Annotated in this window: 28 protein-coding genes; 17 read left to right on the forward strand and 11 right to left on the reverse strand. The window is 70.3% G+C overall.

The window, feature by feature from the left end; all coding sequences use genetic code 11:
• Positions 1-42: 42 nt before the first annotated feature.
• Positions 43-1,086, reverse strand: coding sequence for a LacI family DNA-binding transcriptional regulator (locus tag AC3ENX_RS00690; RefSeq protein ID WP_434809922.1), 1,044 nt, complete (start codon positions 1,084-1,086; stop codon positions 43-45).
• Between the two features lie 230 nt (positions 1,087-1,316).
• Here AC3ENX_RS00690 and AC3ENX_RS00695 point away from each other — a divergent pair, with 230 nt between their 5' ends.
• From AC3ENX_RS00695 to AC3ENX_RS00710, 4 genes are all read left to right on the forward strand, one after another.
• Entirely contained in the window at positions 1,317-2,654 is a 1,338-nt protein-coding gene (locus AC3ENX_RS00695) for an ABC transporter substrate-binding protein (protein ID WP_434809923.1), read from the forward strand.
• Between the two features lie 108 nt (positions 2,655-2,762).
• Complete coding sequence (locus AC3ENX_RS00700) at positions 2,763-3,902, forward strand: carbohydrate ABC transporter permease (protein WP_434809924.1); 1,140 nt, start codon at positions 2,763-2,765, stop codon at positions 3,900-3,902.
• Complete coding sequence (locus AC3ENX_RS00705; protein ID WP_434809925.1) at positions 3,902-4,852, forward strand: carbohydrate ABC transporter permease; 951 nt, start codon at positions 3,902-3,904, stop codon at positions 4,850-4,852. Before AC3ENX_RS00700 ends, AC3ENX_RS00705 begins: the two co-directional genes overlap by 1 nt.
• Positions 4,853-4,996: 144 nt before the next feature.
• Complete coding sequence (locus AC3ENX_RS00710) at positions 4,997-5,233, forward strand: dodecin family protein (RefSeq protein WP_434809926.1); 237 nt, start codon at positions 4,997-4,999, stop codon at positions 5,231-5,233.
• A gap of 19 nt (positions 5,234-5,252) precedes the next feature.
• On the opposite strand, the gene AC3ENX_RS00715 is transcribed toward AC3ENX_RS00710, so the two are convergent.
• On the reverse strand, positions 5,253-5,936 hold the full coding sequence (locus AC3ENX_RS00715) for a DUF305 domain-containing protein (protein ID WP_434809927.1): 684 nt from the start codon (positions 5,934-5,936) through the stop codon (positions 5,253-5,255).
• A complete protein-coding gene (locus AC3ENX_RS00720) occupies positions 5,933-6,640 on the reverse strand; it encodes a thioredoxin-like domain-containing protein (protein WP_434809928.1) in 708 nt (235 codons plus the stop codon). Before AC3ENX_RS00720 ends, AC3ENX_RS00715 begins: the two co-directional genes overlap by 4 nt.
• A gap of 173 nt (positions 6,641-6,813) precedes the next feature.
• Between AC3ENX_RS00720 and AC3ENX_RS00725 the strand changes: the two genes are divergently transcribed.
• The 8 genes from AC3ENX_RS00725 to AC3ENX_RS00760 all read left to right on the forward strand — a co-directional run bounded on the left by AC3ENX_RS00725 (position 6,814) and on the right by AC3ENX_RS00760 (position 16,032).
• The gene (locus tag AC3ENX_RS00725) at positions 6,814-8,148 is read left to right on the forward strand and encodes a multidrug effflux MFS transporter (RefSeq protein WP_434809929.1); all 1,335 of its coding nucleotides are present in this window, start codon (positions 6,814-6,816) and stop codon (positions 8,146-8,148) included.
• A gap of 26 nt (positions 8,149-8,174) precedes the next feature.
• Positions 8,175-8,846, forward strand: a complete 672-nt coding sequence (locus tag AC3ENX_RS00730; RefSeq protein ID WP_434809930.1) for a phosphatase PAP2 family protein — start codon at positions 8,175-8,177, stop codon at positions 8,844-8,846.
• Positions 8,794-9,051, forward strand: a complete 258-nt coding sequence (locus AC3ENX_RS00735) for a DUF4166 domain-containing protein (RefSeq protein ID WP_434809931.1) — start codon at positions 8,794-8,796, stop codon at positions 9,049-9,051. The genes AC3ENX_RS00730 and AC3ENX_RS00735 overlap by 53 nt, the downstream gene beginning before the upstream one ends.
• A 107-nt stretch (positions 9,052-9,158) precedes the next feature.
• Positions 9,159-11,135, forward strand: a complete 1,977-nt coding sequence (locus AC3ENX_RS00740) for a helicase HerA-like domain-containing protein (RefSeq protein WP_434809932.1) — start codon at positions 9,159-9,161, stop codon at positions 11,133-11,135.
• A gap of 31 nt (positions 11,136-11,166) precedes the next feature.
• Complete coding sequence (locus tag AC3ENX_RS00745; protein WP_434809933.1) at positions 11,167-13,536, forward strand: FdhF/YdeP family oxidoreductase; 2,370 nt, start codon at positions 11,167-11,169, stop codon at positions 13,534-13,536.
• A 5-nt stretch (positions 13,537-13,541) separates the two neighbouring features.
• A complete protein-coding gene (locus tag AC3ENX_RS00750; RefSeq protein ID WP_434809934.1) occupies positions 13,542-15,095 on the forward strand; it encodes an SDR family oxidoreductase in 1,554 nt (517 codons plus the stop codon).
• A 38-nt stretch (positions 15,096-15,133) separates the two neighbouring features.
• A complete protein-coding gene (locus AC3ENX_RS00755; RefSeq protein WP_434809935.1) occupies positions 15,134-15,607 on the forward strand; it encodes a MogA/MoaB family molybdenum cofactor biosynthesis protein in 474 nt (157 codons plus the stop codon).
• Positions 15,604-16,032 carry a molybdenum cofactor biosynthesis protein MoaE gene (locus AC3ENX_RS00760; RefSeq protein WP_434810366.1) on the forward strand — a complete coding sequence of 143 codons (429 nt, stop codon included), beginning with the start codon at positions 15,604-15,606 and terminating at the stop codon, positions 16,030-16,032. The genes AC3ENX_RS00755 and AC3ENX_RS00760 overlap by 4 nt, the downstream gene beginning before the upstream one ends.
• A 1-nt stretch (position 16,033) precedes the next feature.
• Here the strand turns inward: AC3ENX_RS00760 and AC3ENX_RS00765 are convergent, their stop codons facing one another.
• From AC3ENX_RS00765 to AC3ENX_RS00790, 6 genes are read right to left on the reverse strand one after another with little or no spacing between them, the layout of a single operon-like run.
• On the reverse strand, positions 16,034-16,267 hold the full coding sequence (locus tag AC3ENX_RS00765) for a MoaD/ThiS family protein (RefSeq protein ID WP_434809936.1): 234 nt from the start codon (positions 16,265-16,267) through the stop codon (positions 16,034-16,036).
• Positions 16,267-16,530 (reverse strand): DUF6457 domain-containing protein, encoded by a 264-nt coding sequence (locus AC3ENX_RS00770; protein ID WP_434809937.1) that lies wholly within the window; start codon positions 16,528-16,530, stop codon positions 16,267-16,269. Before AC3ENX_RS00770 ends, AC3ENX_RS00765 begins: the two co-directional genes overlap by 1 nt.
• Positions 16,527-17,123, reverse strand: coding sequence for a molybdenum cofactor guanylyltransferase (mobA, locus tag AC3ENX_RS00775; protein ID WP_434809938.1), 597 nt, complete (start codon positions 17,121-17,123; stop codon positions 16,527-16,529). Before mobA ends, AC3ENX_RS00770 begins: the two co-directional genes overlap by 4 nt.
• Positions 17,120-17,590 (reverse strand): cyclic pyranopterin monophosphate synthase MoaC, encoded by a 471-nt coding sequence (gene moaC / locus AC3ENX_RS00780; RefSeq protein WP_434809939.1) that lies wholly within the window; start codon positions 17,588-17,590, stop codon positions 17,120-17,122. Before moaC ends, mobA begins: the two co-directional genes overlap by 4 nt.
• 5 nt (positions 17,591-17,595) lie before the next feature.
• Positions 17,596-18,840 (reverse strand): molybdopterin molybdotransferase MoeA, encoded by a 1,245-nt coding sequence (locus tag AC3ENX_RS00785; protein WP_434810367.1) that lies wholly within the window; start codon positions 18,838-18,840, stop codon positions 17,596-17,598.
• Entirely contained in the window at positions 18,837-19,985 is a 1,149-nt protein-coding gene (locus AC3ENX_RS00790; protein WP_434809940.1) for a ThiF family adenylyltransferase, read from the reverse strand. The genes AC3ENX_RS00785 and AC3ENX_RS00790 overlap by 4 nt, the downstream gene beginning before the upstream one ends.
• A 68-nt stretch (positions 19,986-20,053) precedes the next feature.
• Here AC3ENX_RS00790 and AC3ENX_RS00795 point away from each other — a divergent pair, with 68 nt between their 5' ends.
• From AC3ENX_RS00795 to AC3ENX_RS00815, 5 genes are read left to right on the forward strand one after another with little or no spacing between them, the layout of a single operon-like run.
• Entirely contained in the window at positions 20,054-20,446 is a 393-nt protein-coding gene (locus AC3ENX_RS00795; RefSeq protein WP_434809941.1) for a TOBE domain-containing protein, read from the forward strand.
• A gap of 1 nt (position 20,447) precedes the next feature.
• Positions 20,448-21,257, forward strand: a complete 810-nt coding sequence (gene modA, locus AC3ENX_RS00800; protein WP_434809942.1) for a molybdate ABC transporter substrate-binding protein — start codon at positions 20,448-20,450, stop codon at positions 21,255-21,257.
• A gap of 16 nt (positions 21,258-21,273) precedes the next feature.
• The gene (locus tag AC3ENX_RS00805; protein WP_434809943.1) at positions 21,274-22,092 is read left to right on the forward strand and encodes an ABC transporter permease; all 819 of its coding nucleotides are present in this window, start codon (positions 21,274-21,276) and stop codon (positions 22,090-22,092) included.
• On the forward strand, positions 22,089-23,174 hold the full coding sequence (locus tag AC3ENX_RS00810; protein WP_434809944.1) for an ABC transporter ATP-binding protein: 1,086 nt from the start codon (positions 22,089-22,091) through the stop codon (positions 23,172-23,174). The genes AC3ENX_RS00805 and AC3ENX_RS00810 overlap by 4 nt, the downstream gene beginning before the upstream one ends.
• A gap of 4 nt (positions 23,175-23,178) precedes the next feature.
• Entirely contained in the window at positions 23,179-23,301 is a 123-nt protein-coding gene (locus AC3ENX_RS00815; RefSeq protein WP_434809945.1) for a hypothetical protein, read from the forward strand.
• A 98-nt stretch (positions 23,302-23,399) separates the two neighbouring features.
• Here the strand turns inward: AC3ENX_RS00815 and cydC are convergent, their stop codons facing one another.
• Together cydC and cydD are read right to left on the reverse strand one after the other, a co-directional pair.
• The gene (cydC, locus tag AC3ENX_RS00820; RefSeq protein WP_434809946.1) at positions 23,400-25,073 is read right to left on the reverse strand and encodes a thiol reductant ABC exporter subunit CydC; all 1,674 of its coding nucleotides are present in this window, start codon (positions 25,071-25,073) and stop codon (positions 23,400-23,402) included.
• Positions 25,070-26,764 carry a thiol reductant ABC exporter subunit CydD gene (cydD, locus tag AC3ENX_RS00825; protein ID WP_434809947.1) on the reverse strand — a complete coding sequence of 565 codons (1,695 nt, stop codon included), beginning with the start codon at positions 26,762-26,764 and terminating at the stop codon, positions 25,070-25,072. Before cydD ends, cydC begins: the two co-directional genes overlap by 4 nt.
• Positions 26,765-26,805 lie beyond the last annotated feature (41 nt).

Genomic DNA, 26,805 nt, shown 5'->3' on the forward strand with positions numbered 1-26,805 from the left:
AAGGCCCCCGGGTTGATTCCGGGGGCCTTCGTCGCGTCTGCATCAGATCGGGCCGCGACCGCTGTCCATGACCGCTGCAGAGGCGGCGCCGGCGACCGCGCCCGTCGACCCGCGAACGACGAGCCGTGGCTTGAGTCGCATCACGAGCGGATCTGCATCCGGATCGTCGAGGTGGCGCATGAGCAGCGATACCGCCGACTTGCCCTGCTCGCGCGGGAGCTGCCGCAGGGTCGTCAGCGCGAACATCTCGGCGTCGACATGGTCGTCGATGCCGATCACACTGAGCTGCGAGGGGACGAGGATGCCGAGACGACGAGCCGCGATGATCGCGCCGATCGCGACCTCGTCGCACGCCGCCACGATGCCCGTCGGTCGATGCTCGACATCGCTGAGCAGGTCGACTGCGGCCGCGAACCCTGCCGGCATCGACGGTTCGGACGGCGTACGCACCGCGTGATCTGAGAGGCCGGCGCGTTCCATCTGGTCGAGGTAGCCGCCGTAGCGCGCGGCCTCCACATGCGGCCAATGGGGGGAGCCGCCGCCGAGGAAGTGCACCTGGCGATGCCCGAGCGCGATCAGGTGCGCGGTGGCGAGGGATGCCGCGTGCGCGTCGTCGAGGGTGACGACGCTCGTGCGCTCCTGTGCGCCGATGACGCTCACGACCGGCTTGCCGAGGGCCAGCAGTGCGTCGAGTTCGGCTTCGGCCGGTTCCAGGCCCACGGCGATCAGCCCATCGAACCGCCGGCGGGGGAGGAACTCCTCGAAGATCCGTCGACGCGCGGCGCTGCCGGGCGTCGCGTCATAGAGGGTGAGGTCCATGCCTCGTTCGAGGAGTGCGTGCTGGATGCCCTCGAGCACCTCGGCGAAGAACCACCGGTTCAGCCGCGGCATGACCACGCCGACATTCCGGGTGCGTCCTGTCGCCAGGCTGACGGCGCTCGTCGACGGCACGTATCCCAACTCCTGCGCCGCCTGCTGCACGCGCTCCCGCGTCGCGGCGGAGACGTACCCGCTGCCGGAGAGGGCCCGGCTCGCCGTCGCTTTCGACACGCCCGCGAGTGCGGCGACGTCGGCGATGCCGGCCATGGACTCCTCCTCGAGTTCGCATCGCACGTTACAGGATGCGGTGCAGAATCTGGAACCGGTTGCATCCTCCGGCACCCATCGATGCGCCGCAGGAAAACAGTGTTACTCGGTTGTGATGTGTCGTGCGGTTGTGCGGATGGTTCCGCTCTCATAGTGTGGCCTGGAATCGGTTCCCTATGGGACCGGTGTGCACCGCGGAACTTTCCGAGCACTCAACGAGGAGGAATCACATGGGGCTGTCAAAGCGTCGAATGCTTGCACCCATCGCAATCATCGGAGCCGCAGGCTTCGCGCTCGCGGGCTGCAGTGGCGGCCCGGGATCGACTGGCAACAACGACGGTGACTCGGGGGACACCGGCGACAGCGTCGTGACCGTCTACGGCACGATCGCCGACACCGAGGCCGAACTGCTCGAACAGTCCTGGGCGGACTGGGAGGAAGAGAACGGCATCGACATCCAGTACGAAGCGTCGAAGGAGTTTGAGGCGCAGATCGCGGTTCGTGCACAGGGTGGCAACGCCCCCGACCTCGCGATCTTCCCGCAGCCCGGCCTCATGGCCGACATGGCAGCGCGCGGGTACCTCGTCGAGGCCCCCGACGCCGTCAAGGCGAACGTCGAAGAGGGCTGGTCCGAGGACTGGGGCGCCTACGCGACGGTCGACGACACCCTCTACGGCGCACCGCTCATGGCGAGCGTCAAGGGCTGGATCTGGTACTCGCCGTCGTACTTCACCGAGAAGGGCTATGAAGTCCCCACCGACTGGCAGGGACTGCTCGACCTGACCGCGCAGATCCAGGCCGATGAGGCCAAGGCGCCCTGGTGCATCGGCTTCGGTTCGGATGCCGCGACCGGATGGCCGGGAACCGACTGGATCGAGGACCTCGTCCTGCGCCAGGCCGGCCCCGACGTCTACGACCAGTGGGTCGCCAACGAGGTGCCCTTCACCGACCCGCAGATCTCGTCGGCGTTCGAGGAGTTCGGCAAGATCGCGCTGAACCCCGACTACGTCAACGCCGGCTTCGGTGACGTGAAGTCGATCGTCACGACGCCCTTCGGCGACCCGGCGACCGCTCTCGTCAACGGCGACTGCGCGCTGCACCACCAGGCGTCGTTCTACGACGGCTTCATCACCGACGCCGGTGGCGAGGTTGCCGAAGACGGTGACATCTGGGCGTTCATCATGCCCCCGTTCGAGGGTGGCGGCTCCAGCGATGGTGCTGTCGTCACCGGCGGTGGCGAGATCGTCGCAGCGTTCGACGACTCCGAGGCCACGCAGAAGGTGCAGGAGTTCCTCTCGAGCTCCGACTGGGCCAACGCGCGTGTCGCGCTCGGCGGTGTCATCAGCGCCAACAAGGGTCTCGACCCCGAGCAGGCATCGAGCAACATCCTGAAGGAAGCCATCAGCATCCTGCAGGCCGACACCACCACGTTCCGCTTCGACGCGTCCGACCTCATGCCGTCGGCTGTCGGTGCGGGCACGTTCTGGAAGGGCATGGTCGACTGGGTCAACGGCTCGTCGACGGACACCGTCCTCGGACAGATCGAGGCCGGCTGGCCGTCGGAGTGATCCGTCATTGACCCGCGGGGCCGTCCTTTCGAGGGCGGCCCCGCTTCCCACCCCGAGGCGTCCCCACGGGCGCCGCCCGAGTCCGACGTCGCAGTCGAAAGGTTGCTCATGTCCGTCCAAGACTTCTTCCGGTGGCTCTCCACCCTGAACCCATGGCTGGAGATCGTCGTCATCGTCGGCGTCTTCGTCGCCGCAGTGGCGCTCATCCTCTTCTTCATCGAGATCGCGCCGCGCAAGGGCACGAAGTACACCGTCATCCGGCTCATCGCCTGCATCGTCGGGCCTGCGCTCGTCCTCTTCCTGTTCCAGTCGTGGTACGAGGCCATGGCTGCTGCTGCAGTGCTGGGTCTGCTGTTCTTCTTCCTCGACCGCCGGGCGCGCGACGGCGCGGGCTCGATGTTCCAACTCGTCGGCTTTCTCGCGCCGGCGATCATCCTGCTGCTGATCGGCCTGGTCGTCCCCACGATCCAGACGATCGCGCAGGCGTTCATGAACTCGCGCGGCACGACCTTCGTCGGGCTCGCGAACTTCGAGTGGATCTTCACGCAGTCCGCCAACGTCCGCGTCATCATCAACACGATCCTGTGGGTGCTGATCGCGCCCGTCGTCTCCACGATCGCCGGTCTCGCGTACGCCTACTTCATCGACAAGACCCGGGGTGAGAAGTACTACAAGATCCTGGTGTTCCTGCCCATGGCGATCTCGTTCGTCGGTGCGTCGATCATCTGGCGCTTCATGTACACGTCGCGGCCTTCCGACCAGGAGCAGATCGGCTTCCTGAACCAGGTGATCGTCTGGTTCGGCGGACAGCCGTACAACTTCCTCGCCGACGACCCGTGGAACACCCTGTGGCTCATCGTGGTGTTCATCTGGATCCAGACCGGTTTCGCGATGGTCGTGCTGTCGGCAGCCATCAAGGGAGTGCCGACCGAGCAGCTCGAAGCCGCAGAACTGGACGGCACGAACGGCTGGCAGAAATTCCGAAACGTCGTCGTGCCGGGCATCAGACCATCGCTGATCGTCGTGCTGACCACGATCTCGATCGCCTCGCTGAAGGTGTTCGACATCGTCCGCACGATGACCGCCGGTGCCAACAACTCGTCGGTGCTCGCCAATGAGATGTACACGCAGTTCCGCAGCTTCGAAGCGGGGCGTTCGGCGGCTTTCGCGCTGATCCTGTTCCTGCTGGTGCTGCCGATCGTCGTGTACAACGCCGTGCAGATCAAGAAGCAGAGGGAGATCCGCTGATGGCCACCGCAACCGCGACCCTCACGGTCGACGAGAAGCGCCGCAACCGCGGCAACAAGGGCGGTGACCTCGCCGGCACGAAGAAGCGGCTCACCTCCCCCTGGGCCACGATCGCCGCGCTCGTCATCGCCGCGATCTGGACGGTGCCGACCTTCGGACTGTTCCTCACGTCGTTCCGCCCCGCAGACCTGATCAACGACACCGGCTGGTGGACGATCTTCTCCAACTGGGGCTTCACGCTCGACAACTACGCGACAGCGCTGCAGACCGGCAACAGTCAGCTCGACATGGCCGGCGCCTTCGTGAACTCGTTCGCGATCACGATCCCCGCCGTCGTCCTGCCGATCTGTATCGCGCTGCTCGCGGCGTACGCGTTCGCGTGGATCGACTTCCGCGGCAAGAACATCCTGTTCATCGGCGTGTTCGCGCTGCAGATCGTGCCGATCCAGATGGCCCTCATCCCGCTGCTGCAGCTGTTCGCGCAGGGTACGGTCTTCGGGTTCCCGATCATCGAAGCGTTCGGCTCCGCCGGCTACGCGCAGGTGTGGATCGCCCACACGATCTTCGGTCTCCCGCTCGTGATCTACCTGCTGCACAACTTCGTGTCGGAGATCCCCGGCGAGGTCATCGAGGCCGCGCGTGTGGACGGCGCCGGTCACGGCCAGATCTTCTTCCGGATCATCCTGCCGCTGACGGCCCCCGCCATCGCCTCGGTTGCGATCTTCCAGTTCCTGTGGGTGTGGAACGACCTGCTGGTGGCCTTGATCTTCGCCGACGGCAACGTGGCGCCGATCACGAAGCTGCTGGCCGAGATGACCGGCAGCCGGGGCCAGGACTGGTATCTGCTCACGGCCGGTGCGTTCATCGCGCTGATCGTGCCGCTGATCGTGTTCCTCTCGCTGCAGCGCTTCTTCGTACGCGGCCTGCTGGCAGGCGCCACGAAGGGCTGAACCGGCCCGAACACCGCGAACGGGCGGCATCCTCATCGGGATGCCGCCCGTTCGCCGTGTTGTCAAGGGGGCTGTCGTGCACCGCCGGAGTGCGCTTCGGTGGGAACGCGGGGATGGTCCCGTACCCGAGCCGAGGAGGACATCATGGGTTCTGTCGCGAGAGTCACCACCATCACGTCGAGGTCTGAGACGAGCTTCGAAGACGCGATCCGTCAGGGGATCGAGCGCGCAGGCGACACGCTGCGCGGCGTCGAGGGTGCGTGGGTGAAAGACCACGTCGTCAACATCCGCGCGGGGCAGATCACGTCGTGGCAGGTGACGCTCGAGGTCACGTTCGTGCTCGATGACGCGGGCACGCCGGTGGACAGCTCCACCGACTGACCGCCCGTGCGCGTCGGGCTCAGCCCTCGCAGGCGAGCCCGGCGCGCAACGACTGCATGAGATCGATCTCTGCGGACTGCGTGGCGATGATGCCGTCGGCGACCTGCAGGGCCCGCGGCTCGCTGCCGAGGTCGAGCAGCGCCTCTGCCATCGGCAGCGCGCCCTCGTGGTGGCGGATCATGAGTCCGAGGTAGAGGCAGTCGGCTTCGGTGCCGGTCGCAGCGTCGAGTTGGGCGAGCTCGTCGGTGCTCGCCATGCCCATTGATGCCATGAGCTCTTCATCGCTCGCGGGGTCCTCGGCGGTGCCGCCGTGGTCGTGACCGGTGTCTGCGGCATCCATCCATGCCATCAGGCGCCCGCCGCCCTGCGGAAGCCCCCACTTGACGAGCCAGTCGTAGAACTCGCCGCGCTGGGCGGATTGCGCCGTCGCGATGTCATGCGAGAGCATGCGCACGTTCTCGTCCTGTGTCTTGCGGTAGATCGTCATCGACATCTCGATGGCCTGCGCGTGGTGGATCTGCATGTCGCGTGCGAAGCCCGCCTCGGCCGAGTCAGTGCCGGGCACGGATGCCGCGGACCCGAAAGTCGAGAACCGGCCGATCGCGAACGCGAGGCCGGCGATCGCGAGGGCGACCAGCAGCACCGCCCACCACGGCGGCAGCGAGCGCTGCGTCGACGGCTCGCCTTGCGAGGTGTCGGTCACGACTGCTTGCCGGGCCCGTCGATGCCCGCCGAGCACAGGGCTCCCGGCTCGGGCGCGTTCTGGTTGCGCCAGTACTCCTCGAAGAACTGCGCGATGCGCTCGTCGTCGGCGTCTTCGATCTGCAGCTGCGCATTCCAGGCGCTCAGCACGATCGGGGTGGGCAGACCCTCGTAAGGGGAGAGGATGACGTAGCTGCTCGGCAGGAAGCTCTTGAGAGTCGCGAGGTCGTCGTCGCTGAGGGCGGCTGCGTCGTAGGTGACCCAGACGGCGCCGTGCTCGAGCGAATGGACGGCATTCTCGTTGGTCTGCGGCTCAGAGTAGATGCCGCAGTTGAGCCATGCGTTGGCGTGCGGACCGCCGGCCGGGGGCGTCTGCGCGTAGTCGACCGTGCCCTCGACGTGCAACGTCTCGTTCGTGAAGGTCTCGACACCGGTGATCTCGGTGCCGTCGCCGCCCTCGGTGTACTGGGCGGGGGGCTTCGGCGCGAAGACGATGGATGCCACGATGAGCCCGATGATCACGATCGCGGCGGTGATGCCGACGATCCACCAGACGAGCTTGCTGCGCTTGCGCTTGGCGAGCTGGCGCTGGTACTCGGCGAGCTTCGCCTGCTTCTGCGCCTCGCGCTGCTGCTTGACGGTGAGGTTGATCTGCGCCTGCGTGGCAGGGTTGCCGCTGTTGCGCTTGTCGGAAGTCGGGGTCATTGCAGGTGATCTCGCTTCGGGAGGGCCGGTCTGAAGCCGGCGACGTGGGATTGCCTCCATCCTATGCGGGCGCCCAGGCAGGAGGCTGGGAGGCGGGCTAGACTCGAAGTGTCGGCTCGAATCGATTCGAGATTCGCCGGCGGCACCACTCGAAGCAACACCGTCTGGATCCCGTGCGCGACACCGCCTCCATCCCCACTCAGCAGCCCGCCCGACGAGCATCGACCGCGACCGGCGCCATCCGCACCCTCGGAGCGGACCCGGCCACCGCACCGATCGTGCTCCACCCCGGCGACGCGATCCCCACGTCGCGTCGCGTCGTCTACATCATCCTGCTCGGCGCGCTGACCGCGTTGGGCCCGTTCACCGTCGACCTGTACCTGCCCGCCTTCCCCGTGCTGCAGGAGGACTTCCACACCACCGCGGCCGCGATCCAGCTGACCCTCACCGGCACCATGATCGGCTTCGCGCTCGGGCAGTTGATCGTCGGTCCCCTCAGTGACAAGGTCGGTCGCCGCGTGCCACTGCTGACGGTCACCGCCGTCCACGTGCTCGCCAGTCTCGCCGCCGCGCTCGCGCCGAGCCTCGAACTGCTCACGGCGGCACGCGTGCTCATGGGCATGGGCGCCGCGGCCGGCGGGGTCGTCGCGATGGCGGTCGTGCGCGACCTGTTCGGTGGTCGTCGTCTCGTGGTCATGCTCAGCCGACTCGCGCTCGTCTCCGGGGTCGCGCCGGTCGTCGCGCCCCTCATCGGATCGGCGCTGCTGACCGTCATGCCCTGGCGCGGCATCTTCGTCGTGCTCGCCGTGTACGGCGTCGTGATGCTGCTGGCCGCGATCTTCCTCGTGCCCGAAACCCTGCCGGCGGCCCGCCGTCAGGAGAAAGGTTCGACGACGGTGCTGCAGCGCTACCGCAGCGTCTTCCGCGACCGCGTGTTCGTCGGCGTGCTCATCATCGGCGGCATGACCTTCTCTGGCCTGTTCTCGTACCTGTCGGCTTCGTCGTTCCTGTTCCAGGAGACCTACGGCTTCGATCCGCAGCAGTACGGCCTGCTGTTCGCCGCGAACTCGGTCGGGCTCGTGATCGGCGTGCAGACGGCATCCCGCCTCGCGGCGCGTTTCGGTCCGCAATGGGTGCTGGCGTGCTCGACCGCCGCGCTCGTGGTCTTCGCGACCGCGATCATCGTGACCGACCAGCTCGACCTCGGCCTGTGGGGCACGATCGTGCCGCTGTTCCTGTTCATGACCGCCTGCGGGTTCACCTTCCCGAACGTGCAGGTCCTGGCGCTGGATCGTCACGGAAAGGCGGCGGGCACCGCGGCATCCGTCATCGGCGCCGTCAACTTCGGCGTCGCGGGCCTCGTGACCCCGCTCGTCGGTGCGCTCGCGGAAGGTTCGGAGATCACCGCGACCACGATGGCGACGGTCATGGTCGGCTGTGCGGTGATCGCCGTGCTGTCGCTGTGGCTCGTCGTGCGACCGCGCACCGTGGAGCGCCTCGCGCCCTGATCGCGCCGGTGGGGCACAATGGGGCGATGACTGCCCGGGTGACTGATGAAGAGATCTCGATCGGGCTGCGGTGCGCCGTCGTCGGTGCGGGCCTCGTGTTCGCGGCGGTCGTGCTGGGGGTGCTCATCGCCCTCGAAGCCGACCCGATCGACGTCGACGTGTGGTGGAACGGGTTCGTCAACCTGTTCGCGCCGGTGCTCAGCGACATCTCGCTGTTCATGAACTTCGTCGGCGGCGGGTGGTTCGCCACGTACGTCGTGCCGCTGGCGGGTGCCGCGCTGCTCGTGCTGATCCGCCGCCCCTGGTCGGGCCTCATGTTCGTGGTCGCGTCGGCGCTCAGCGCCGCGGCCGTGCAGGTGCTCAAGACGATCTTCGGTCGCGCGCGCCCCGAAGACATGCTCGTCATCAGCGACCACGGGTCATTCCCGTCAGGGCATACGGCCAATGCGGCGACGATCGCAGCCCTCGCGGTGCTGCTCTTTCCGCGGGTGTGGGTCGCGATCGTCGGTGCCGCGTGGACGCTCCTGATGGCTTTCAGCCGCACGCAGGTGCACGCGCACTGGTTCAGCGACACGGTCGGCGGCACGCTCGTCGGCGTCGGCATGGCGCTCGTGGTCGCCGGCGCGTTCACGGTGCCCCTCATCCGTGAACGCGAACGCGCGCTGCTGCAGGCGCGCGCGGACGAGGCCACGGAGTGACGCGGCCGCACCGGCGCGGCATCTACGTCGAGACCTTCACCTCGCGGTCGATCTCGACCTCGACGTCGACGAGTCCGGTGCGCTGCTGCTGACGTCGCAGGCACAGCGGTTCTATGAGGGCCCCATCGGGTTCCGATTCCCGATGCTGCTGAGCGGTCGGGCACGCCTGCGCCTGCTGCCGGTCCGCCACGAGCGCCGCACGTGAGCGGGTTCGCTGTGGATTCGTTCGCGCCGAAGTGCCGGTGCACGTCGCGCGGATCAACCCGTCGGCACGGATGAACGGGACGGGCGGCGCTGAGTAGGCTGAGCGGCATGACCGCGTCAGAGTCGCCCGACCCCGCCGTCGCCGCAGCCGAAGCAGAACTCGCGCGGCTGCGCGCAGAAGCCGCAGCCGCCGAGGCCCAGCTCAAAGCCGCGCAGGCCAAGGCCGCGCTGGCCGCCGCAGAGGCAGCGGCTGCGAAGGCGAAGGCTGCCGGCGGCGCCGCGCCGGCGGAGGAGACCTCACCGGCCGCAGACGTCGCAGCACCGGCGGATGCGGCATCCGCAACGCAGGAGAAATCACCGGAACAGGACGATGCCGCCGCAGAAGCTCCTGTCACCGAGAGTTCTCCTGTTCCCGAGACGCCGGCAGAGCCCGCACAGCCCGCCGAGCCCGGCCCCGACGCCCCGCTGGATGCCGAGGAGGTCGCCAAGGTCGCGGCCGGCTACGCGTTCGACGCCGCCACCCTCGACCTCGGCGCACTCGTCAACGGCGCACCCGACCCGGCCGTGCAGATCCGCATCCCGCTCGCGATGACCAACCGCCACGGCCTCGTCGCCGGCGCCACCGGCACCGGCAAGACCCGCACGCTGCAGGGGCTCGCCGAGCAGCTCGCCGCGAAGGGCGTGCCCGTGTTCGCCGCCGACATTAAGGGCGACCTGTCGGGTGTCGCGACGCCGGGGGAGCCGAGCGAGAAGCTGCTGGCCCGCACGAGGGGCATCGGCCAGGACTGGAAGCCCGAGGCATCCGCGACGGAGTACTTCGCCCTCGGCGGCATCGGCAAGGGCGTGCCCGTCCGCGCCACCGTATCGGGCTTCGGTCCGCTGCTGCTGAGCAAGGTGCTCGGCCTCAACGACACGCAGGAGTCGAGCCTCGGGCTCGTCTTCCACTACGCCGACGAGAACGGACTCGCCCTCGTCGACCTCTCCGACCTGCGCGCCGTGCTCACCTACCTCACGAGCGACGACGGCAAGGAGGAGCTCAAAAGCCTCGGCGGCCTGTCGTCGGCGACGGCGGGCGTCATCCTCCGCGAGCTCATCACCTTCGCCGACGACGGCGCCGACGTCTTCTTCGGCGAACCCGAGTTCGACGTGAAGGACTTCCTGCGCTCGGCACCCGATGGGCGCGGCATCATCTCGCTGCTCGAGGTGCCCGGCGTCGCCGACAAGCCCGCGCTGTTCTCGACGTTCCTCATGTATCTGCTCGCCGAGCTGTTCGAGATGCTGCCCGAGGTCGGTGACCTCGACAAACCGAAGCTCGTGTTCTTCTTCGACGAGGCGCACCTGCTGTTCAAGGACGCGTCGAAGGACTTCCTCTCCGCGATCGTGCAGACCGTCCGGCTCATCCGCTCGAAGGGCGTCGGCGTCTTCTTCGTCACGCAGACCCCGAAGGACGTCCCATCGGATGTGCTCGCCCAGCTCGGTTCGCGCGTGCAGCACCAGTTGCGCGCGTTCACGCCCGATGACGCGAAGGCGCTGAAGGCGACCGTCGGCACGTACCCGAAGAGCGGCTACGACCTCGAGCGCGTCCTGCAGGAGCTCGGCACGGGTGAGGCGATCGTCACCGTCATGAGTGAGAAGGGCGCGCCGACGCCGGTTGCCTGGACGCGCCTGCGCGCACCGCTCGGGCTGATGTCGCCGACGCCGGATGCCGCGATCGATGCGGCCGTGGCATCCTCGCCGTTGCAGCCGAAGTACGGCACCGCAATCGACCGCGAGTCGGCGCGCGAGGTGCTGACGGCGAAGATGAACGCCGCCGCCGAAGCGGCCGCCGCAGAAGAGGCAGCGCTGGAGAAGGCGAAGGTCGACGCCGAGTACGCCAAGCAGCAGGCGGCGATCGACAAGGCGAAGGCCGCCGCAGAGAAGAAGGCGCAGGCCGAGTACGACCGGCTGCTGAAGAAGACCGCCGGCACCAGCCGCACCAGCCGCCGCCAGGAGAAGAGTGTGCTCGAGCAGGTGCTCGGGTCGAAGACGACCACCACGATCATCAACAGCGTCATCCGGGGAGTCTTCGGTACCGGCCGTCGCTGACCCGGGCGGTCTGGGGGCGTAGCCTGGGGGTATGGCGACGAGGCCTCCGAACGTCGATATCGACGAATCCAAGCTGCGCGTGACCGCACCGAAGGAGGTCGCCGTCGGCGTGCCGGCGGTGCTGCACGCGCTGCAGATCTCGTGGGAGCAGATGGGGCTCAAACGCAGCGCCGAGACGCTGCTGCGGGTCAACCAGAAGAACGGGTTCGACTGCCCGGGCTGCGCCTGGCCAGAAGAGGACAAGCGGCACATCGCGGAGTTCTGCGAGAACGGCGCGAAGGCCGTCGCCGAGGAGGCGACGCTCCGCCGAGTCACGCCGGCGTTCTTCGCGCAGCACGCTGTCGAAGATCTCGCCGACCACGACGATTGGTGGCTGGGGCAGCAGGGGCGGCTGACCGAGCCCATGCTCCTGGAGGAGGGTGCGACCCACTACCGTCCGATCGGCTGGGACGAGGCGCTCGACCTCGTCGCCGACGCGCTGCGTGAACTCGACGACCCCGACGAGGCCGTCTTCTACACGTCGGGCCGCACCTCGAACGAGGCCGCATTCCTGTACCAGCTGCTCGTGCGCGGCGTCGGCACCAACAATCTGCCCGACTGCTCCAACATGTGCCACGAATCGAGCGGATCCGCGCTCGGGCAGACGCTCGGCATCGGCAAAGGCACCGTCACGCTCGACGACATCCACGAAGCCGACCTGCTCATCATCGCGGGGCAGAACCCCGGCACGAACCACCCTCGGATGCTGTCGGCGCTGGAGAAGGCGAAGCAGCGCGGTGCGACGATCATCGCCGTCAACCCGCTGCCCGAAGCAGGACTCCTCCGCTTCGAGAACCCGCAGACCCCGCGCGGCGTGCTGCTGGGCGGCACCGCGCTCGCCGACGAGTTCGTGCAGATCCGTCTCGGCGGCGACCAGGCGCTGTTCCAGGCCATCGGCGCGCACCTGCTCGAGGGTGAGGCGCGCGACGGCGGAGTCGTCGACCACGCCTTCGTCGAGGCGCACACGTCCGGGTTCGAGGCGTACCGGCAGGCGATGGCGAACGCCGACTGGCGCGAGTTCGAGACGGCGACGGGGCTGCCCGAAGCCGAACTGCGCCGTGTCGCCGAGATCGTGCGGGGATCGGCATCCACCATCGTGTGCTGGGCGATGGGGCTCACGCAGCACAAGCACTCGGTGGCAACCCTGCGCGACGTCGTGAACGTGCTGCTGCTGCAGGGCAACATCGGGCGTGCAGGTGCCGGTGTGTGCCCGGTGCGTGGGCACTCCAACGTGCAGGGCGACCGCACGATGGGCATCTACGAGAAGCCTGCGCCCGCGTTCCTCGACGCACTCGAGCGGGAGTTCTCGTTCGCCGCGCCCCGCGCCAACGGGCACGACACGGTCGACTCGATCCGCGCGATGCGTGACGGCCGGGTGCGATTCTTCATGGCCATGGGCGGCAACTTCATCTCGGCGACCCCCGACACCGCCGTCGTCGAGGCGGCGATGCGGCGTGTCGATCTCACGGTGCAGGTATCGACGAAGCTCAACCGTTCGCACGTCGTCACCGGGCGCCGCGCGCTCATCTTGCCGACGCTCGGCCGCACCGACCGTGACGGCAGGCGTGGCGATGCGCGCAAGGTCACGGTCGAAGATTCCATGGGTGCCGTGCACGCGTCGCACGGCCGCCTCGACCCGCCTGGCGAGGGGATGCCGAGCGAGGTCGCGATCGTGGCACGCCTGAGCGCACGGCTGTTCGCCGAACGCGGGCCCCGTGCCGATTGGGCCGCGCTGGAGGCCGACTACACCGGCATCCGCACCCACATCCAGAACGTCGTGCCCGGCTTCGAGGACTTCGAACAGCGCATCGCGAAGGGACGCACGCTCATGCTCGAGAACGGCCCGCGCGATGCCCGCCGTTTCGCGACGCCGGACGGGCGGGCGCAGTTCACCGTCAACCCGCTCGAATACCCGCGCGTGCCCGAGGGGCGGCTGCTGCTGCAGACGCTGCGCTCGCACGACCAGTACAACACCACGATCTACGGCAAGGACGACCGCTACCGCGGCATCCACGACGGCCGTCGCGTCGTGCTCACCCACCCCGACGACATCGCCGCGCTCGGCTTCGCGCCGGGCGACCTCGTCGACCTCGTGTCGGAGTGGGAGGGACCCGACGGGCTGCAGGAGCGGCGGGCAGATGCCTTCCGGCTCGTGCCCTATTCGACGCCACGTGGCAACGCCGCCGCCTACTACCCCGAGACGAACGTGCTCGTGCCGCTGGACTCGGTCGCCGACGTCTCGGGCACACCGACCTCGAAAGCCGTCGTCGTGCGGTTCGAACAGCACGCGGACTGGCCGCATGACAGAGCCGACCCGCTTCGTCAAGCGGGTCGTGCGCGGCGTGCGCCTGACCTACCGTGACGCACATGGACACTGCCGACCCCCAACTGACGACACCCACCGGGCGCGAGCCGGCGCTGCTGGCGGTGTCGCGATCCGACGGCTCCCCGCCGCGGGCGCTCGTGCTGGGGGCGACCGGCTACATCGGCGGGCGGCTCGTCCCACGGCTGCTCGCCGCCGGCTACCGGGTGCGCGTGCTCGTGCGCTCGCCGGCGCGGCTGCCCGCATTCGCGTGGGGTGACGACGTCGAGGTCGTCGTCGGGTCGGCCGATGACCGCGATGCCGTGGACGCGGCGGTGGACGACGTCGATGTGCTGTTCTATCTCGTGCACAGCATGGGCAGCGGCGCCGACTTCGAACGACGTGACCTCGACGCCGCTGAGACGGTCGCGTCGGCGGCGGATGCGGCGGGCGTCGGCCGCATCGTGTACCTCGGCGGACTGCATCCCGACGGCGTCGAACTCAGCCCTCACCTGCGGTCGCGGGTGGCGGTGGGTGACTGCTTCCTCGCTGCCGTGACGCCCGCCCTCGTGCTGCAGGCGGGAGTCGTGATCGGGTCGGGGTCGGCATCGTTCGAGATGATCAGGCACCTGACCGACGTCCTGCCCTACATGCCGGCGCCGAAATGGGTGCGCAACCGCATCCAGCCCATCGCCGTGCGCGACGTGCTGCACTACCTGCTCGCCGCCGCGCGGGTGCGCGGAGACGTGAATCGGGCCGTCGACATCGGCGGGCCCGACGTCCTGCGGTACGGGCAGATGATGAACGGGTACGCCGTGGAGGCGGGACTGCGACAGCGTGCGATCGCTGCCCTGCCGGTGCTGACACCGGCGCTCGCATCGCATTGGGTGAACCTCGTGACACCGGTGCCGCGCAGCATCGCACGCCCGCTCATCGCGTCGCTGCAGCACGACTGCGTCATGAAGGATCACACCGTCGACGACCTCATTCCGCGGCCCGAGAACGGACTGACACCGTACCGGGAGGCTGTCTCGCTCGCGCTCGGTCGGATCGACGCCGACGCGGTCGAGACGAGTTGGCAGGACGCCGACGTCAGTGGCGTGCCGAGCGACCCGCTGCCGAGCGACCCCGAGTGGGCGGGGCGCACCGTGTTCACCGATGAACGAGAGGTGCGCACGACCGCCTCGACCGATCGGGTGTGGGCAGTGGTCGCGGGGATCGGTGGCGACAACGGGTGGTATTCGTCGCCGTGGCTGTGGGCGGTGCGCGGGTGGATGGATCGGCTCGTCGGCGGGATCGGGCTGGCGCGCGGCCGACGCAGCCGCGACCGTGTCGCGGTTGGGGATGCCATCGACTTCTGGCGTGTCGAGGCGGTCGAACCCGGCCGCCTGTTGCGCCTGCGCGCCGAAATGCGGGTGCCCGGGCTCGCGTGGCTCGAAATGCGCGTGCATCCGGATGGTGACGGCGCGCGGTACGACCAGCGGGCCGTCTTCTTTCCGAAAGGGCTCGCGGGCCGGCTGTACTGGCTGGCGGTGCTGCCCTTCCACGGCGCGATCTTCAGCGGCATGGCTGCGCGCATCACGGGCGCCGCCGAGTCGGCGGCCGAGCACGCCGGGTGAGGATCCGTCGCGCGGGGCGGTGGCCGTAGGCTGAAGGCATGATCCCGGCCGCTGTCATCACCGTGTCCGACAGGTCGGCCGCGGGTGCGCGAGAGGACACGTCGGGGCCCGTCGCCGTCGCGGCGCTCGTCGAGGCCGGGTTCACGTGCGCGGAGGCGACCGTGGTCCCGGATGGGGCGGAACCGGTCGCTGCGGCACTGCGTGACGCGATCACGCAGGGCGCCAGAGTCATCGTCACGAACGGGGGGACCGGTATCGGGCCCCGAGACCGCACGCCCGAGGGGACCGCAGTGGTGCTCGAACGCGAGGTTCCCGGGATCGCCGAAGAACTTCGACGTCAGGGCGCCGCCATCAAGCCCGCGGCCATGCTTTCGCGGGGGCTCGCCGGCGTCGCGGGCGGTGCGCTGATCGTGAATCTTCCCGGGTCGCCGAAGGCGGTCGCCGAGGGGATGCCGGTGATCGTTTCGGTCGCCGGCCACGTGATCGCGCAGTTGGACGGGGGTGACCACTGATGGCCGTGCGCATCGCGCGGATCAGCGACACGGCGCTGGATCTCGCCGCGCACTTCGCTGCCGTCGACGATTCCACCGCGGGCGCGGTGGTGAGTTTCGTCGGCACGGTGCGCGATCACGACCCAGACGCGTCGGGCGCCGTCATCGCGCTGGAGTATTCCGCCCACCCCGACGCCGAACAGACGCTCCATGCGCTCGCCGAGCGGGCGCTGGGCGAGGCCGACGGCTTCGTCGCGGTCAGTCACCGGGTCGGGCGACTGTCGGTGGGGGATGCCGCCGTCGTCATCGTCGTCGCGACCGCGCACCGCGCGGAGGCGTTCGACGTGTGCCGGGCGCTCATCGAGTCGATCAAGACCGATCTGCCGGTCTGGAAGCGGCAGGTCGAGGCAGACGGCACGACGGCGTGGAAGGGCCTGGGCGGCTGAGTCAGCCGCCGGCGAACGGCGGGAGCACGTCGACAAGCGTGTCATCGTGCAAGGCGGCTTCGTCGCCCGTGCGGGACCCGGCCACGAGCACGGCGCAACGCGGCAGGATCGCGGCAAGGCCCGGATGCTCCGCCGCCAGTGCGGCACGCAACGCGCCGAGGGTCGGTTCGGTGCGCGATTCCTCGGCGGTGCCCGCGAGTTCTTCGGCCGCGGCGAAGTAGCGGATGCGGGCCATCAGCCCTCCCACTCGGCTGCGAGTTCGGTGACGGCGGCCACCGCATCCCGCACCTGCTCCGGCGTGCCGCCTGCGCGACCCGCGACCAGGCCCGCAGCGAACGCACTGAAGGGCGCGGCGGGGCGGGCCACGCCGTTCGCGACGTCGCGGGCGAGGTCAAGGATGAGTGAGACGGGCAGGTCATCGGGTCCGAGATCGAACCGTGCGCGCAGGGCATCGGCCCACGCGTCGAGGGCCTCGGGCGGCAGGGTGCGCTCGTTCATGACGACTCCGATCCAGGCGCGGCGCGAAGCCGCGCCTGCTTCAGATCTTCCCACGTGTCCACGTCTGCGGTCTCGGCTGCCGGCGCTGCGAGCACCGTGATCGCGAGGTCGGCGAGCAGATCGCGCATGGACGCGCCCGCACCGCCGTCTGCCATCGCGGATGCCGCGCGCCGCAGCGCGGCGGTGCGGTAGATCGCGGTCAGCCACTGCGGACGCGAGGATTCGTCGGCCAGGCACACGCCGTCGGCATCCGCGGGAAGGAGCGCGAGGTCTCGCAGCAGCCGCGCGACGGCTTCGGGGGCACCCGGCAGGTCGCAGGCCAGGACGACGGTCCACTCGGCATCCGTCGCACCGAGCGCATCGACTCCGGCGACGACGGCCGCAGCGGGGCCACCGAAGGCAGGCTCCTCGCGCGCCCATCGCACCGGCAGGTCGAAGTCGAGCACCGGCCCGACCACGACGATCGGATCGCAGCCGGTGACGGCATCCACGGCCGTTGCCAGCAGCGAGCGGCCCGCCACTTCGAGCAGCGGCTTCACCTCACCGTCGAGGCGGCGCGCACGGCCGCCGGCGAGGAGGATCGCCGCGGTCATTCCGGGCGGACCCAGTCGCCCGAGCGGCCGCCGGATTTCGCCGTGATGCGGACGTCTTCGATGACGGTGGTCTTGTCGATGCCCTTGACCATGTCGACGATCGCCAGCGCCGCGACCGAGACGGCCGTGAGTGCTTCCATCTCGACGCCGGTGCGGTCGGCGGTGCGCACCGTCGCGCTGATCTCGACCCCGTCGCTCGTGACGGCGAGGTCGACCGCGGCGCCGTGCACGCCGATGACGTGGGCCAGCGGCAACAGGTCGGGTGTGCGCTTGGCAGCCTGGATGCCGGCGATCCGCGCCACCGCGAACACATCGCCCTTGGGCACGGTGCCGTGGGTAAGGGCTTCGAGCGTTGCGGGCGCGCAGCGCACGAACCCGCGGGCGGTGGCTTCGCGGACGGTCGGCTGCTTCGCGGTCACATCGACCATGTGGGCGTTGCCGGCGGCATCCAGGTGGGTGAAGTCCATGGTGCTCATCCTTCCAGCAGCAGCACGTCGATGAGATCGCCCGCGGTCACTGCCTCGGTTTCGGCAGGCACGACGGCATACGCCTCAGCGCGGCCGAGTCCGCCGGCCAGGTGCGATCCCGATCCGCCCCGCGTTGCTGGCCCCACGGTCCAGTGTGCAGGATCGGTGCGGTTGATCGCCGCGGGCAGGTATTGGCGGCGGCCGGGCGGTGTGCGCCACGACGTGGATGCCGGCAGCCGCAGCACGGGCCGTGCGAGATCGCCGCGGCCCTGCATCGCCAGCAGCGCGGGCCGCACGAAAACTTCGAACGACACGGCCGCGCTCACCGGATTGCCCGGCAGTCCGAACAGCAGCGTGCCCTCAGACGTGACGCCGAACCCCTGCGGTTTGCCGGGCTGCATGGCGACCTTCGAGAACGTCATCGCGTCGGCCAGTTCGTTCTTGACGACCTCGTACGCGCCTGCGCTGACGCCACCCGTGAACACGACGGCGTCGAGCCGCTCACCCGTGTATTCGCGCAGGAGGCCGCGCAGCCCGCTGCCCTCGTCGTCGACCGAGGCCACGTGCACGACGTGTCCGCCGGCCTCGGCGACGAGCCCCGCGATGAGCGTGCTGTTCGACTCGGGGATCTGCCCGCGGTGCAGCGCAGTGCCGGGGGCAACCAGTTCGCTGCCCGTCGAGACGACCAGCACCTGTGGTGGCGCCGAGACCGTCACGGTGCCGACCCCGGCCGCAGCGATCGCACCCAGTTGCCACGCGCCGAGGCGGATGCCTGCCGGCAGCACCTCGTCGCCGGTGTGGAGGTCTTCGCCGCGCCGACGAACGTGCGCGCCTTCGGCGGCGGGAGCGCGCAGCACCACGACGGTTTCGAGCGAATCCTCGAGCCCGCCGGCCGTGTGTTCGAACGGCACGATCGCGTCGGCGTCGGTGGGGACGGGGGAGCCGGTCATGATCCGCGCCGCCTGACCCGGGCCGAGTGGCGGATCGTGTTGCGTGCCCGCGGGTAGATCGGCGACGACCCGCAGGGTCACGGGGCTGTCGGGCGTCGCCGAGGCCACGTCGGCGAAGCGCACCGCGAAGCCGTCCATGGCGGAGTTGTCGAAGACGGGCACATCGACCGCTGCCGTCACGGCCGTGGCGAGGGTGCGGCCGAAGGCCTGGGGGAGCGTCGTCGTGCTGCGATCGGTGGGACGCACGGCATCCAGCACGGCCCCGAGGTGCGCCTCGACGGTGCGCAGGTCGCCCATCATGCCGTCCACGCGGCGAGCCCGCCCGCGAGCACCGAGGCCTCGACGCCGCGAGAGCGCAACACCTCGGCCGCGTGGCGGGCACGGATGCCGTGGGCGCAGATCACGACGACCGGGTCGGTGCCGACCGCGCCCGGGTCGGCGAGGAACTGCTGCAGCGGAATGACCTCTGAGCCGGCGACGATGCCGGTCTGCGTCTCCCACGGTTCGCGGACATCGAGGAGGGTCGCGCCGGCATCCTGCGCGGCGAGCATCTCGTCGGCGGTCAGTTCGGGGATCAGCGCAGGCGCGGGCGCTTCGGCCTCGCGCAGCGTCGGAGATTCGCCGTTCTTCGGAGCGTTTCCGCCTCCGGCATCCGAAGTTGTGCCGATCTCCGAAGTTGCGACGGCGGGATGCAGTGGCACCTCGCGCACGGTACCGCGCAGCGCGTCGACCACCGCGATGCGCCCGAGCAGCGGGTCGCCGATGCCGGTGATGAGCTTGATCGCCTCGGTCGCCAGCATGCCGCCGACTTGTAGGCACAGTGAGCCGAGCACGCCCACCGCGGCGCACGACGGCAGATCGCCGACAGTCTCGGGTGGGTACAGGTCGGAGAGCACGACCGCGTCGCCGGTGGGTGGTGCCGACCAGAAGACGGTCACCTGGGCGTGGAACTCCTGCACGACGCCCCACACCAACGGGATGCCGAGGCGTTCACACGCCGCGGCCACGTCGACGCGGGTCGCGAAACTGTCGGACCCGTCGACGACGAGGTCGGCGCCGGTCAGGAACTCGGCCGCGTTCGCGGCGGTGAGTCGCGCCCGGACGGGGTGCACCGTCGTGTCGGGAGACAGATCGCCGGCGACCCGCACCGCGGAGTCGACCTTCGGGGCGCCGACATCGGTCGTGCGGTGCAGCACCTGACGCTGCAGGTTCGAGAGGTCGACATCGTCGTGGTCGATCACGGTCAGCGTGCCGACGCCTGCCGCCGCGAGCGCGAGGATGACGGGCGATCCCAGCCCACCGGCTCCGATGACGGCGACGTGCGCAGCAGCGAGACGACGCTGCGCCAGGTCGCCGAAGCCGGCGAGGGCGGCGTGCCGTGACGTGCGCTCCCGCTCGTGTGCCGACAGCGCCGCGACAGGCTCTACAAGGGGCGGGAACGACATGCGACCAGCGTACGCGCGTGGGCGCAACGGAGGATTTGCGACCGCAGATGCGGTGATAGTTTGAGAAAATGTCCGCATATCGGGTTTCTGAGGCTGCTCGTCTGCTCGGGGTGAGCGATGACACGGTCCGCCGCTGGGTGGATGCCGGCACCCTGCCGACGACGGGTGCGACTCCGACCGAGATCCCCGGGGCTGCGCTCGCCGCGCACGCCGCCGATCTCGCCCGCACCGCCCACGATCCCGCCGACCGGCTCTCCAGCGCGCGAAACCGGCTCACCGGACTCGTCACACGCGTACAGGTCGACGGCGTCATGGCGCAGGTCGACATCCAGGCCGGACCGCACCGCATCGTCTCGCTCATGTCGGCCGAGGCAGTTCGCGACCTCGCCCTCGAACCGGGTTCGCTCGCCGTCGCGGTCGTGAAGGCCACCACCGTCATCGTCGAAGCCCCGAAAGGCTGACATGCGCAGCGTCATCACCACGATCGCCGTACTCGCCGCCGTCGCCCTCTTGGCATCCGGCTGCGCCACGAACCCGGGTTCGACGAGTGACATCGACCCGAACGCCCCCGAGGTCACCGGCACGCCGGGCCCCGACCTCGACGGTGATCTCACGATCTTCGCGGCGGCGTCGCTGAAAGCCGCCTTCGACGAACTCGCGATCAGGTTCGAGCGGCAGCACCCCAGCGTCGACGTGCAGCCCGTCAGCTATGACGGCTCGTCGACCCTCGCGACGCAGCTTCTCGAAGGCGCGGCGGCCGATGTGTTCGCCTCGGCGGACGAGAACAACATGGCCAAGATCACCGATGCCGGCCTCGCAGCGGATGCGGAGCTGTTCGCGACCAATACGCTCGTGCTCGTGACGCCCGCGGACAATCCCGGGGCTGTGACCGGGCTCACCGATCTCGCCGACCCCGCCCTGAACGTCGTCCTGTGCGCAGCCGAGGTGCCGTGCGGCGCCGCTGCCGACACCCTGCTCGAGAACCAGGGCGTGACGGCATCGGTCGACAGCTTCGAGCAGAACGTCACCGCCGTGCTCACGAAGGTCGCGACCGGCGAGGCCGACGCGGGCCTCGTGTACGTCACCGACGCCGCAACCACCGACGACGTCGAATCCGTCGCAACCGATTGGGCGGATGCCGTCGTCAACCGTTACCCGATCGTCGCGCTCGACGGGGCGGCTGACGCCGAGATCGCGGATGCGTTCATCGCCTTCGTCCTGTCGGACGCCGGACAAGCGGTGCTGAGCGAGCTGGGATTCGGCGCGCCGTGACACAGGTGCGCGGGGCATGAGATCGGCAGCGCGCGGGTACGTGCCGCAGGTGCTGGCGGTGCCGGCCGTGCTCGGCCTCGCCGTGCTCGTCGTGCCCCTGGCAGCGCTCGTCGGACGCGTCGAATGGGCGACACTGTGGCGCGACGTCACGGCACCCGAAGCGCTGGCGGCCCTCGCGCTGTCGCTGCAGACCGGGGTCGTCGCGACGGCCCTCTGCCTCGTGCTCGGCGTGCCGCTCGCCCTGCTCATCGCACGCGCCGGGGCGCGGACGGCGGCGGTGCTGCGGGCAGCGGTGACCGTGCCGCTCGTGCTGCCGCCGATGGTCGGCGGCGTCGCACTGCTGTTCCTGTTCGGGCGGCGGGGATGGCTCGGACCGGTGCTGGCAGACCTCGGCATCCAGATCCCCTTCACGACGGTCGCGGTCGTGCTGGCGCAGACCTTCGTGGCGCTGCCGTTCCTCGTGCTCGCGCTCGAGGGCGCGCTGCGCTCGACCGGGGTCGGATACGAGCAGGCGGCAGCCGCGCTCGGCGCCGGCAGGTGGCGGATCCTGTGGCGCGTCACGCTGCCGCTCGCACTGCCCGGCCTCGTCGCCGGCACCGTGCTGTGCTTCGCCCGGGCGGTCGGCGAGTTCGGTGCGACGGCGCTGTTCGCCGGCAACGCCCCCGGCGTCACGCAGACGATGCCGCTCGCGATCTACACCGCGTTCAACGGTGCCGGTGTCTCGCAGGGCACTGCGGTCGCGCTGTCGCTGCTGCTGCTCGTGACGGCGCTGGCCGTGCTGCTGCTCGTGCGGGCATGGCGTCCGGGCGGGCCCAGTGCGGAGGTGCCGCGGTGAGCGCTCTCCACGCCGAGGTCGCCGTCGCCGCCCGCCGGCTCGACGCGACACTGCACGCGGATGCCGGCGAGACCGTTGCGGTCATGGGGCCGTCGGGGGCGGGCAAGTCGACGCTTGTCGAGGCGATCGCCGGGCTCGTGCCGCTGAGCGGCGGTGTCGTGCGGATCGGGGCGCGCACCGTGGCGGATCCGCGGCCGCGCGTGCCCGTGCACCGTCGCGGCACGGTGCTGCTCGGGCAGGATCCTCGCCTGTTCCCGCATCTCAGTGCCCGCGACAACGTCGCCTTCGGCCCGCGGTCCCGCGGCGTGGAGAAGGCCGCGGCGTCGCATCACGCCGACGAGCTGTTGTGGCGGGTGGGGCTCGGCGGCGCCGGGCACCACCGGCCGTCCGAGCTGTCGGGCGGGCAACGGCAGCGCGTCGCGCTCGCCCGGGCGCTCGCCGTCGCACCCGACGTGCTGCTGCTCGACGAGCCGCTCACCTCGCTCGACCCCGAAACCGCCGACGGCATCCGCGCGGTGCTCGCGGACGTGCTGCGCGGGGTGACGACCGTGCTGGTCACGCACGACGCCGTCGATGCGGCGTCTCTCGCCAGTCGCCTCGTCGTGCTCGAAGCCGGTCGCGTCACCCAGCACGGCGCCGTGCGCGACGTGCTGAACCGTCCCGCGACGCCGTTCGCCGCCGCGCTTTCGGGCGTCAACCGGGTCACCGGCAGGCTGCTGGACGGGCGATGGGTCGCCGCGCACGACGGCGGCGCGCCGGTCGTGCTGGAGGGGACGGCACCGGCATCCGGGCGCGACGGTGACCCGCTCGTCGCCGTGTTCCGCCCCGGCGCCGTGCGCATCGCCGGGGCCGCGGCCGACACCTGGACCGGCGTGCTGCGGCTCGACGCCGCGCAGCCCGGCCGCTGGCACGCCCGCGTCACCCGTCTCGAGCAGACCCCGTCGGGCGTGCGCGTGCACACCGACGCACCCGCCGTCGTCGCCGAGCTGCCCGTCGAGGTCGTCGCCGACCTGGGCCTTCGCCCCGGCATCCCCGTCGCCCTCGCCGTCGACCCCGCCGACGTCCGCCTGCTCCCCGGCTGACCCGGTGTCACCGGCCCACGTCGTCGCCTCGGCCGGCAACACCGGCGCGCTCGCGTTCTCCCCACGCGTCGGATTCACACCCATCCCGTCGCACGAGGGCGTGCAGGCGTTCGGCCGCGACCTCTGACGCGCGTCTCCTTCCGCGAACCCTCATACCTTCGCCGAACCCTCACGATTCACGCGCGCAAACTGGGTGGGTTCGCGCAAAGTGTGAGGGCTCGCGCGTCAGGCCGCGAGGCGGCCGTCGACCAGGCGCACCGTGCGGTCGACCATGCCGGTCGGCGGGGTCACGTGCGAGATGAGGACGACGGCCTGATCGGGCGCGACCGCGCCCAGCAGGTCGGTGAGCAGGGCATCGGATGCCGCGGCATCCACGCCTGCCGTCGGCTCGTCGAGCACCAGCACGTCGAAGCCGTGCAGCAGCGCACGCGCGAGCGCGATGCGCTGCGCCTGACCGCCGGAGACGAGCCCGCCGCGCTCGCCGACCCGGGCATCGAGCCCGCCGCGCTCGCGCAGCCACGGACCGAGCCCGACCCGTTCGAGCACCGCTTCGAGGTCGGCGTCGGTCGCGGTGTCGCGCGCGAACAGGAGGTTCTGGCGGATGTCCTCGTCGAACAGCATCGGGCGCTGTTCGCACAGGCCCACCGTGAGCCGCACGTCGTCGGGCGCGAGGGTGTGCACGTCGACGCCGCCGATCGTGTACCCGCCGTCGACCTCGAGGAAGCGGACGAGTGCGTGGGCAAGCGTCGACTTGCCGGCGCCGCTGGAACCGACCACGAGCAGGCGTTCACCGGGCCGCACGTCGAGGTTGACGCCGTGCAGTGCGGGCTCCGTTGCGCCCGGCCAACGCACCGTCGCCCCGCGCAGTGCGATTCCGTCGCCGAGCGGTAGGGCGACCCCGGTGGGTTCGCGGTCGGCGACGATGCCGCTCGGGAGTGTCGACGGCGTGGCCTCGGCGACGCGGGAGGCGGCCGTGCGCACCTGCCGCCACGCCGCAGCAGCCAACGGGACGGCCGCGAACACCTCGAACACGGCCATCGGCACGAGCACCGCGACCGCCAGTGACGGGCCGGGGGGCGCACCGGCGGGCGTCGCGACCAGCAGGGCCGCGAGCGATGCGGCACCGGCCGCAAGCGAGACGACCGCCGCCGTTCCCGCCTGCGCCCCGGCGCGCCGCACGACCGCACGGCGCAACGCGGCGTCGGCGGCGGCGATCCGGTCACGGCCGGCACGCTCGGCACCATAGGCGATCAGCACGTCGAGGCTGCCGAGCTGGTCCATGACGGCATCCGCGAGGCGTGCTCGCAACGGTGCGATCCGACGCTCGGCGCGGGAGCCGGCGGCCCATCCCCACGCCGTCGCGGCGACCGCGGCGATCAGGAGGCAGGCCAGCAGGGTCAGGGCCGCAGGCCACCACACGAACGAGACGAGCACGATGGCACCGACCGCGACCGTGACAGACGACACGAGCGGCAGCACGACGCGCAGCGGCAGGTTCTGCAGCTCATCGACGTCGTCCACGAGCGTGCCGAGCACCGAGCCTCGCCGGGTACGGGCGAGGCCGTCGGGTGCGAGCGGCACGAGGCGGCGCAGCAGGTCGGTGCGGGTGACGGCGAGCTGTCGCAACGTGGCATCGTGGCTGGAGAGGCGTTCGGTGTAGCGGAATGCTGCACGCGACAGCGCGAAGGCCCGCACACCGACGACGGCCGCTGTGATGTACATGACGTGGGGCTGCTCGGAGGCACGCACGATGAGCCACGCGCTGACGGCGAGGAGGGCGACGGCCGAGGCTTCGGAGAGGAATGCGGATGCCGCGGCAGGCCAGAACCTGCGCAACCCCGGCATGGCGGTGCGCAGTACGGTCCGCGTGGTCGCGGGCGCTTCGAGGTGATCGGTCATGCCGTCACCGCCGTCTCATCGCGCACACCGGTGAGGGTGACGACCCGATCGGCGATCCGTTCGGCGGAGCCGCGGTGAGAGATGAGCAGCACCGTCGCCCCCGCATCGGCAAGGCTCCGGATGCCACGCCACAGCGCCGCTTCGGTGCCGGCATCCAGCGCTGCGCTCGGCTCGTCGAGGGCGACGACCTGGGCCTGCCCACGCAGGTGGCGGTAGACGGCGCGCGCGACAGCCACCCGCTGCGCCTGACCGCCCGAGAGCCCCGCGCCCTGCACACCGAGGTCGAGGTCGGCGGCGATGCCGTCGGCGCACGCGACCGTGAGCGCGCGGGTGAGCAAGGCGTCATCCGGTGCGTCGTCGCCGATCGAGACATTACCCGCGACGGTGCCGGCGATCAGTCCCGGCTGCTGGCCCGCCCAGGCCAGCCAGGTCGCCGGTGCATCGACCGGTGCCGGTTCGCCGCCGAGCAGAATCGCCCCGTTGAACCTCGCCGCACCCCGAAGCGCGGCGAACACGCTCGACTTGCCGGCCCCGCTCGCCCCCTGCAGCAAGGTCACCGTCCCCGGCGCCGCCGTGAACGACACCCCCGGCAGCATCCGTTCCCCTCGCCGCACCCGCACATCCCTCAGCTCGAGCACACCGGGTCGTCGAGTGTCCAAGACACGCGGTTCGGTGGCATCCGTCATCCGCGTGTTCTGGACACTCGACACCGTGCGGGCGGCATCGAGCACCGAGAAGACGTCGTCGGTGGCGGCGACGCCCTCAGCGGCCGCGTGGAACTGGACGCCGACCTGACGCAGCGGCAGGTACGCCTCGGGCGCCAGCAGCAGCACGAACAGGCCGACGAACAGTGCGAGGGTGCCGTCGATCAGGCGGAAGCCGATCGTGACGGCGATGATCGCGACCGAGATGGATGCCAGAAACTCCAGCGCGAACCCCGACAGGAACGACACCCGCAGCACCCGCATCGTCTCGCGCCGGTACGTGTCGGTGACGGTGCCGATCGTGTCGACGGCGCGGCGGTGACGACCGAACACCTTCAGCGTCGACAGGCCGTTGACGGTGTCGGAGAAGCGGGCCGCGAGGTGTCCGAGGGTCTGCCACTGCTTCTGCTGCACGGCTCGCGTCGCGAGGCCGATGAGCACCATGAACAGGGGGATGAGCGGCAGGGTGAACAGCACCGTCAACCCCGAGACCGCGTCGTGCCACCAGATGACCGCCAACAGCAGCGGCGTCGCGACGACCGTCTGCACGAGCTGCGGCAGGTAGCGGCCGAAGTAGGCGTCGAGGGCTTCGAGGCCACGGCCCGCCGTGACCGCGAGGCGGGCGCTGTTGTGCGCGGCGAGCCATTCCGGGCCCAGCCGCCCGACGGCTGCGACGAGATTCGCGCGCAGTTGCAGTTCGACGTGGGCGGCGGCGCGGGCCGCCACGACCTCGCGCACCCAGAGCAGCAGTGCGCGGGCGGCGATCACGGCGGCCAGTGCGCCGAGGGTGGGGGCGAGCGCTGAGGGCGGCAGCCCGTCGATCGCGTCGGTGATCGCGCGGGTGAGCAACCAGGCGAACGCGACGATCACGGCGGTCTGTGCGAGCGCGATGGCGCCGATCGCGACGAAGAACCCGCGGGATGCCGTCGCATACCGCAGCAATCGGGGATCGACCGGGCCGCGTACTCGCCCGCCGTCAGCACCCATGCTTCGATCTTCGCTCATTCCGACTGGCTCATCCCGTCACC

It is taken from the genome of Microbacterium sp. bgisy189 (assembly GCF_057707225.1).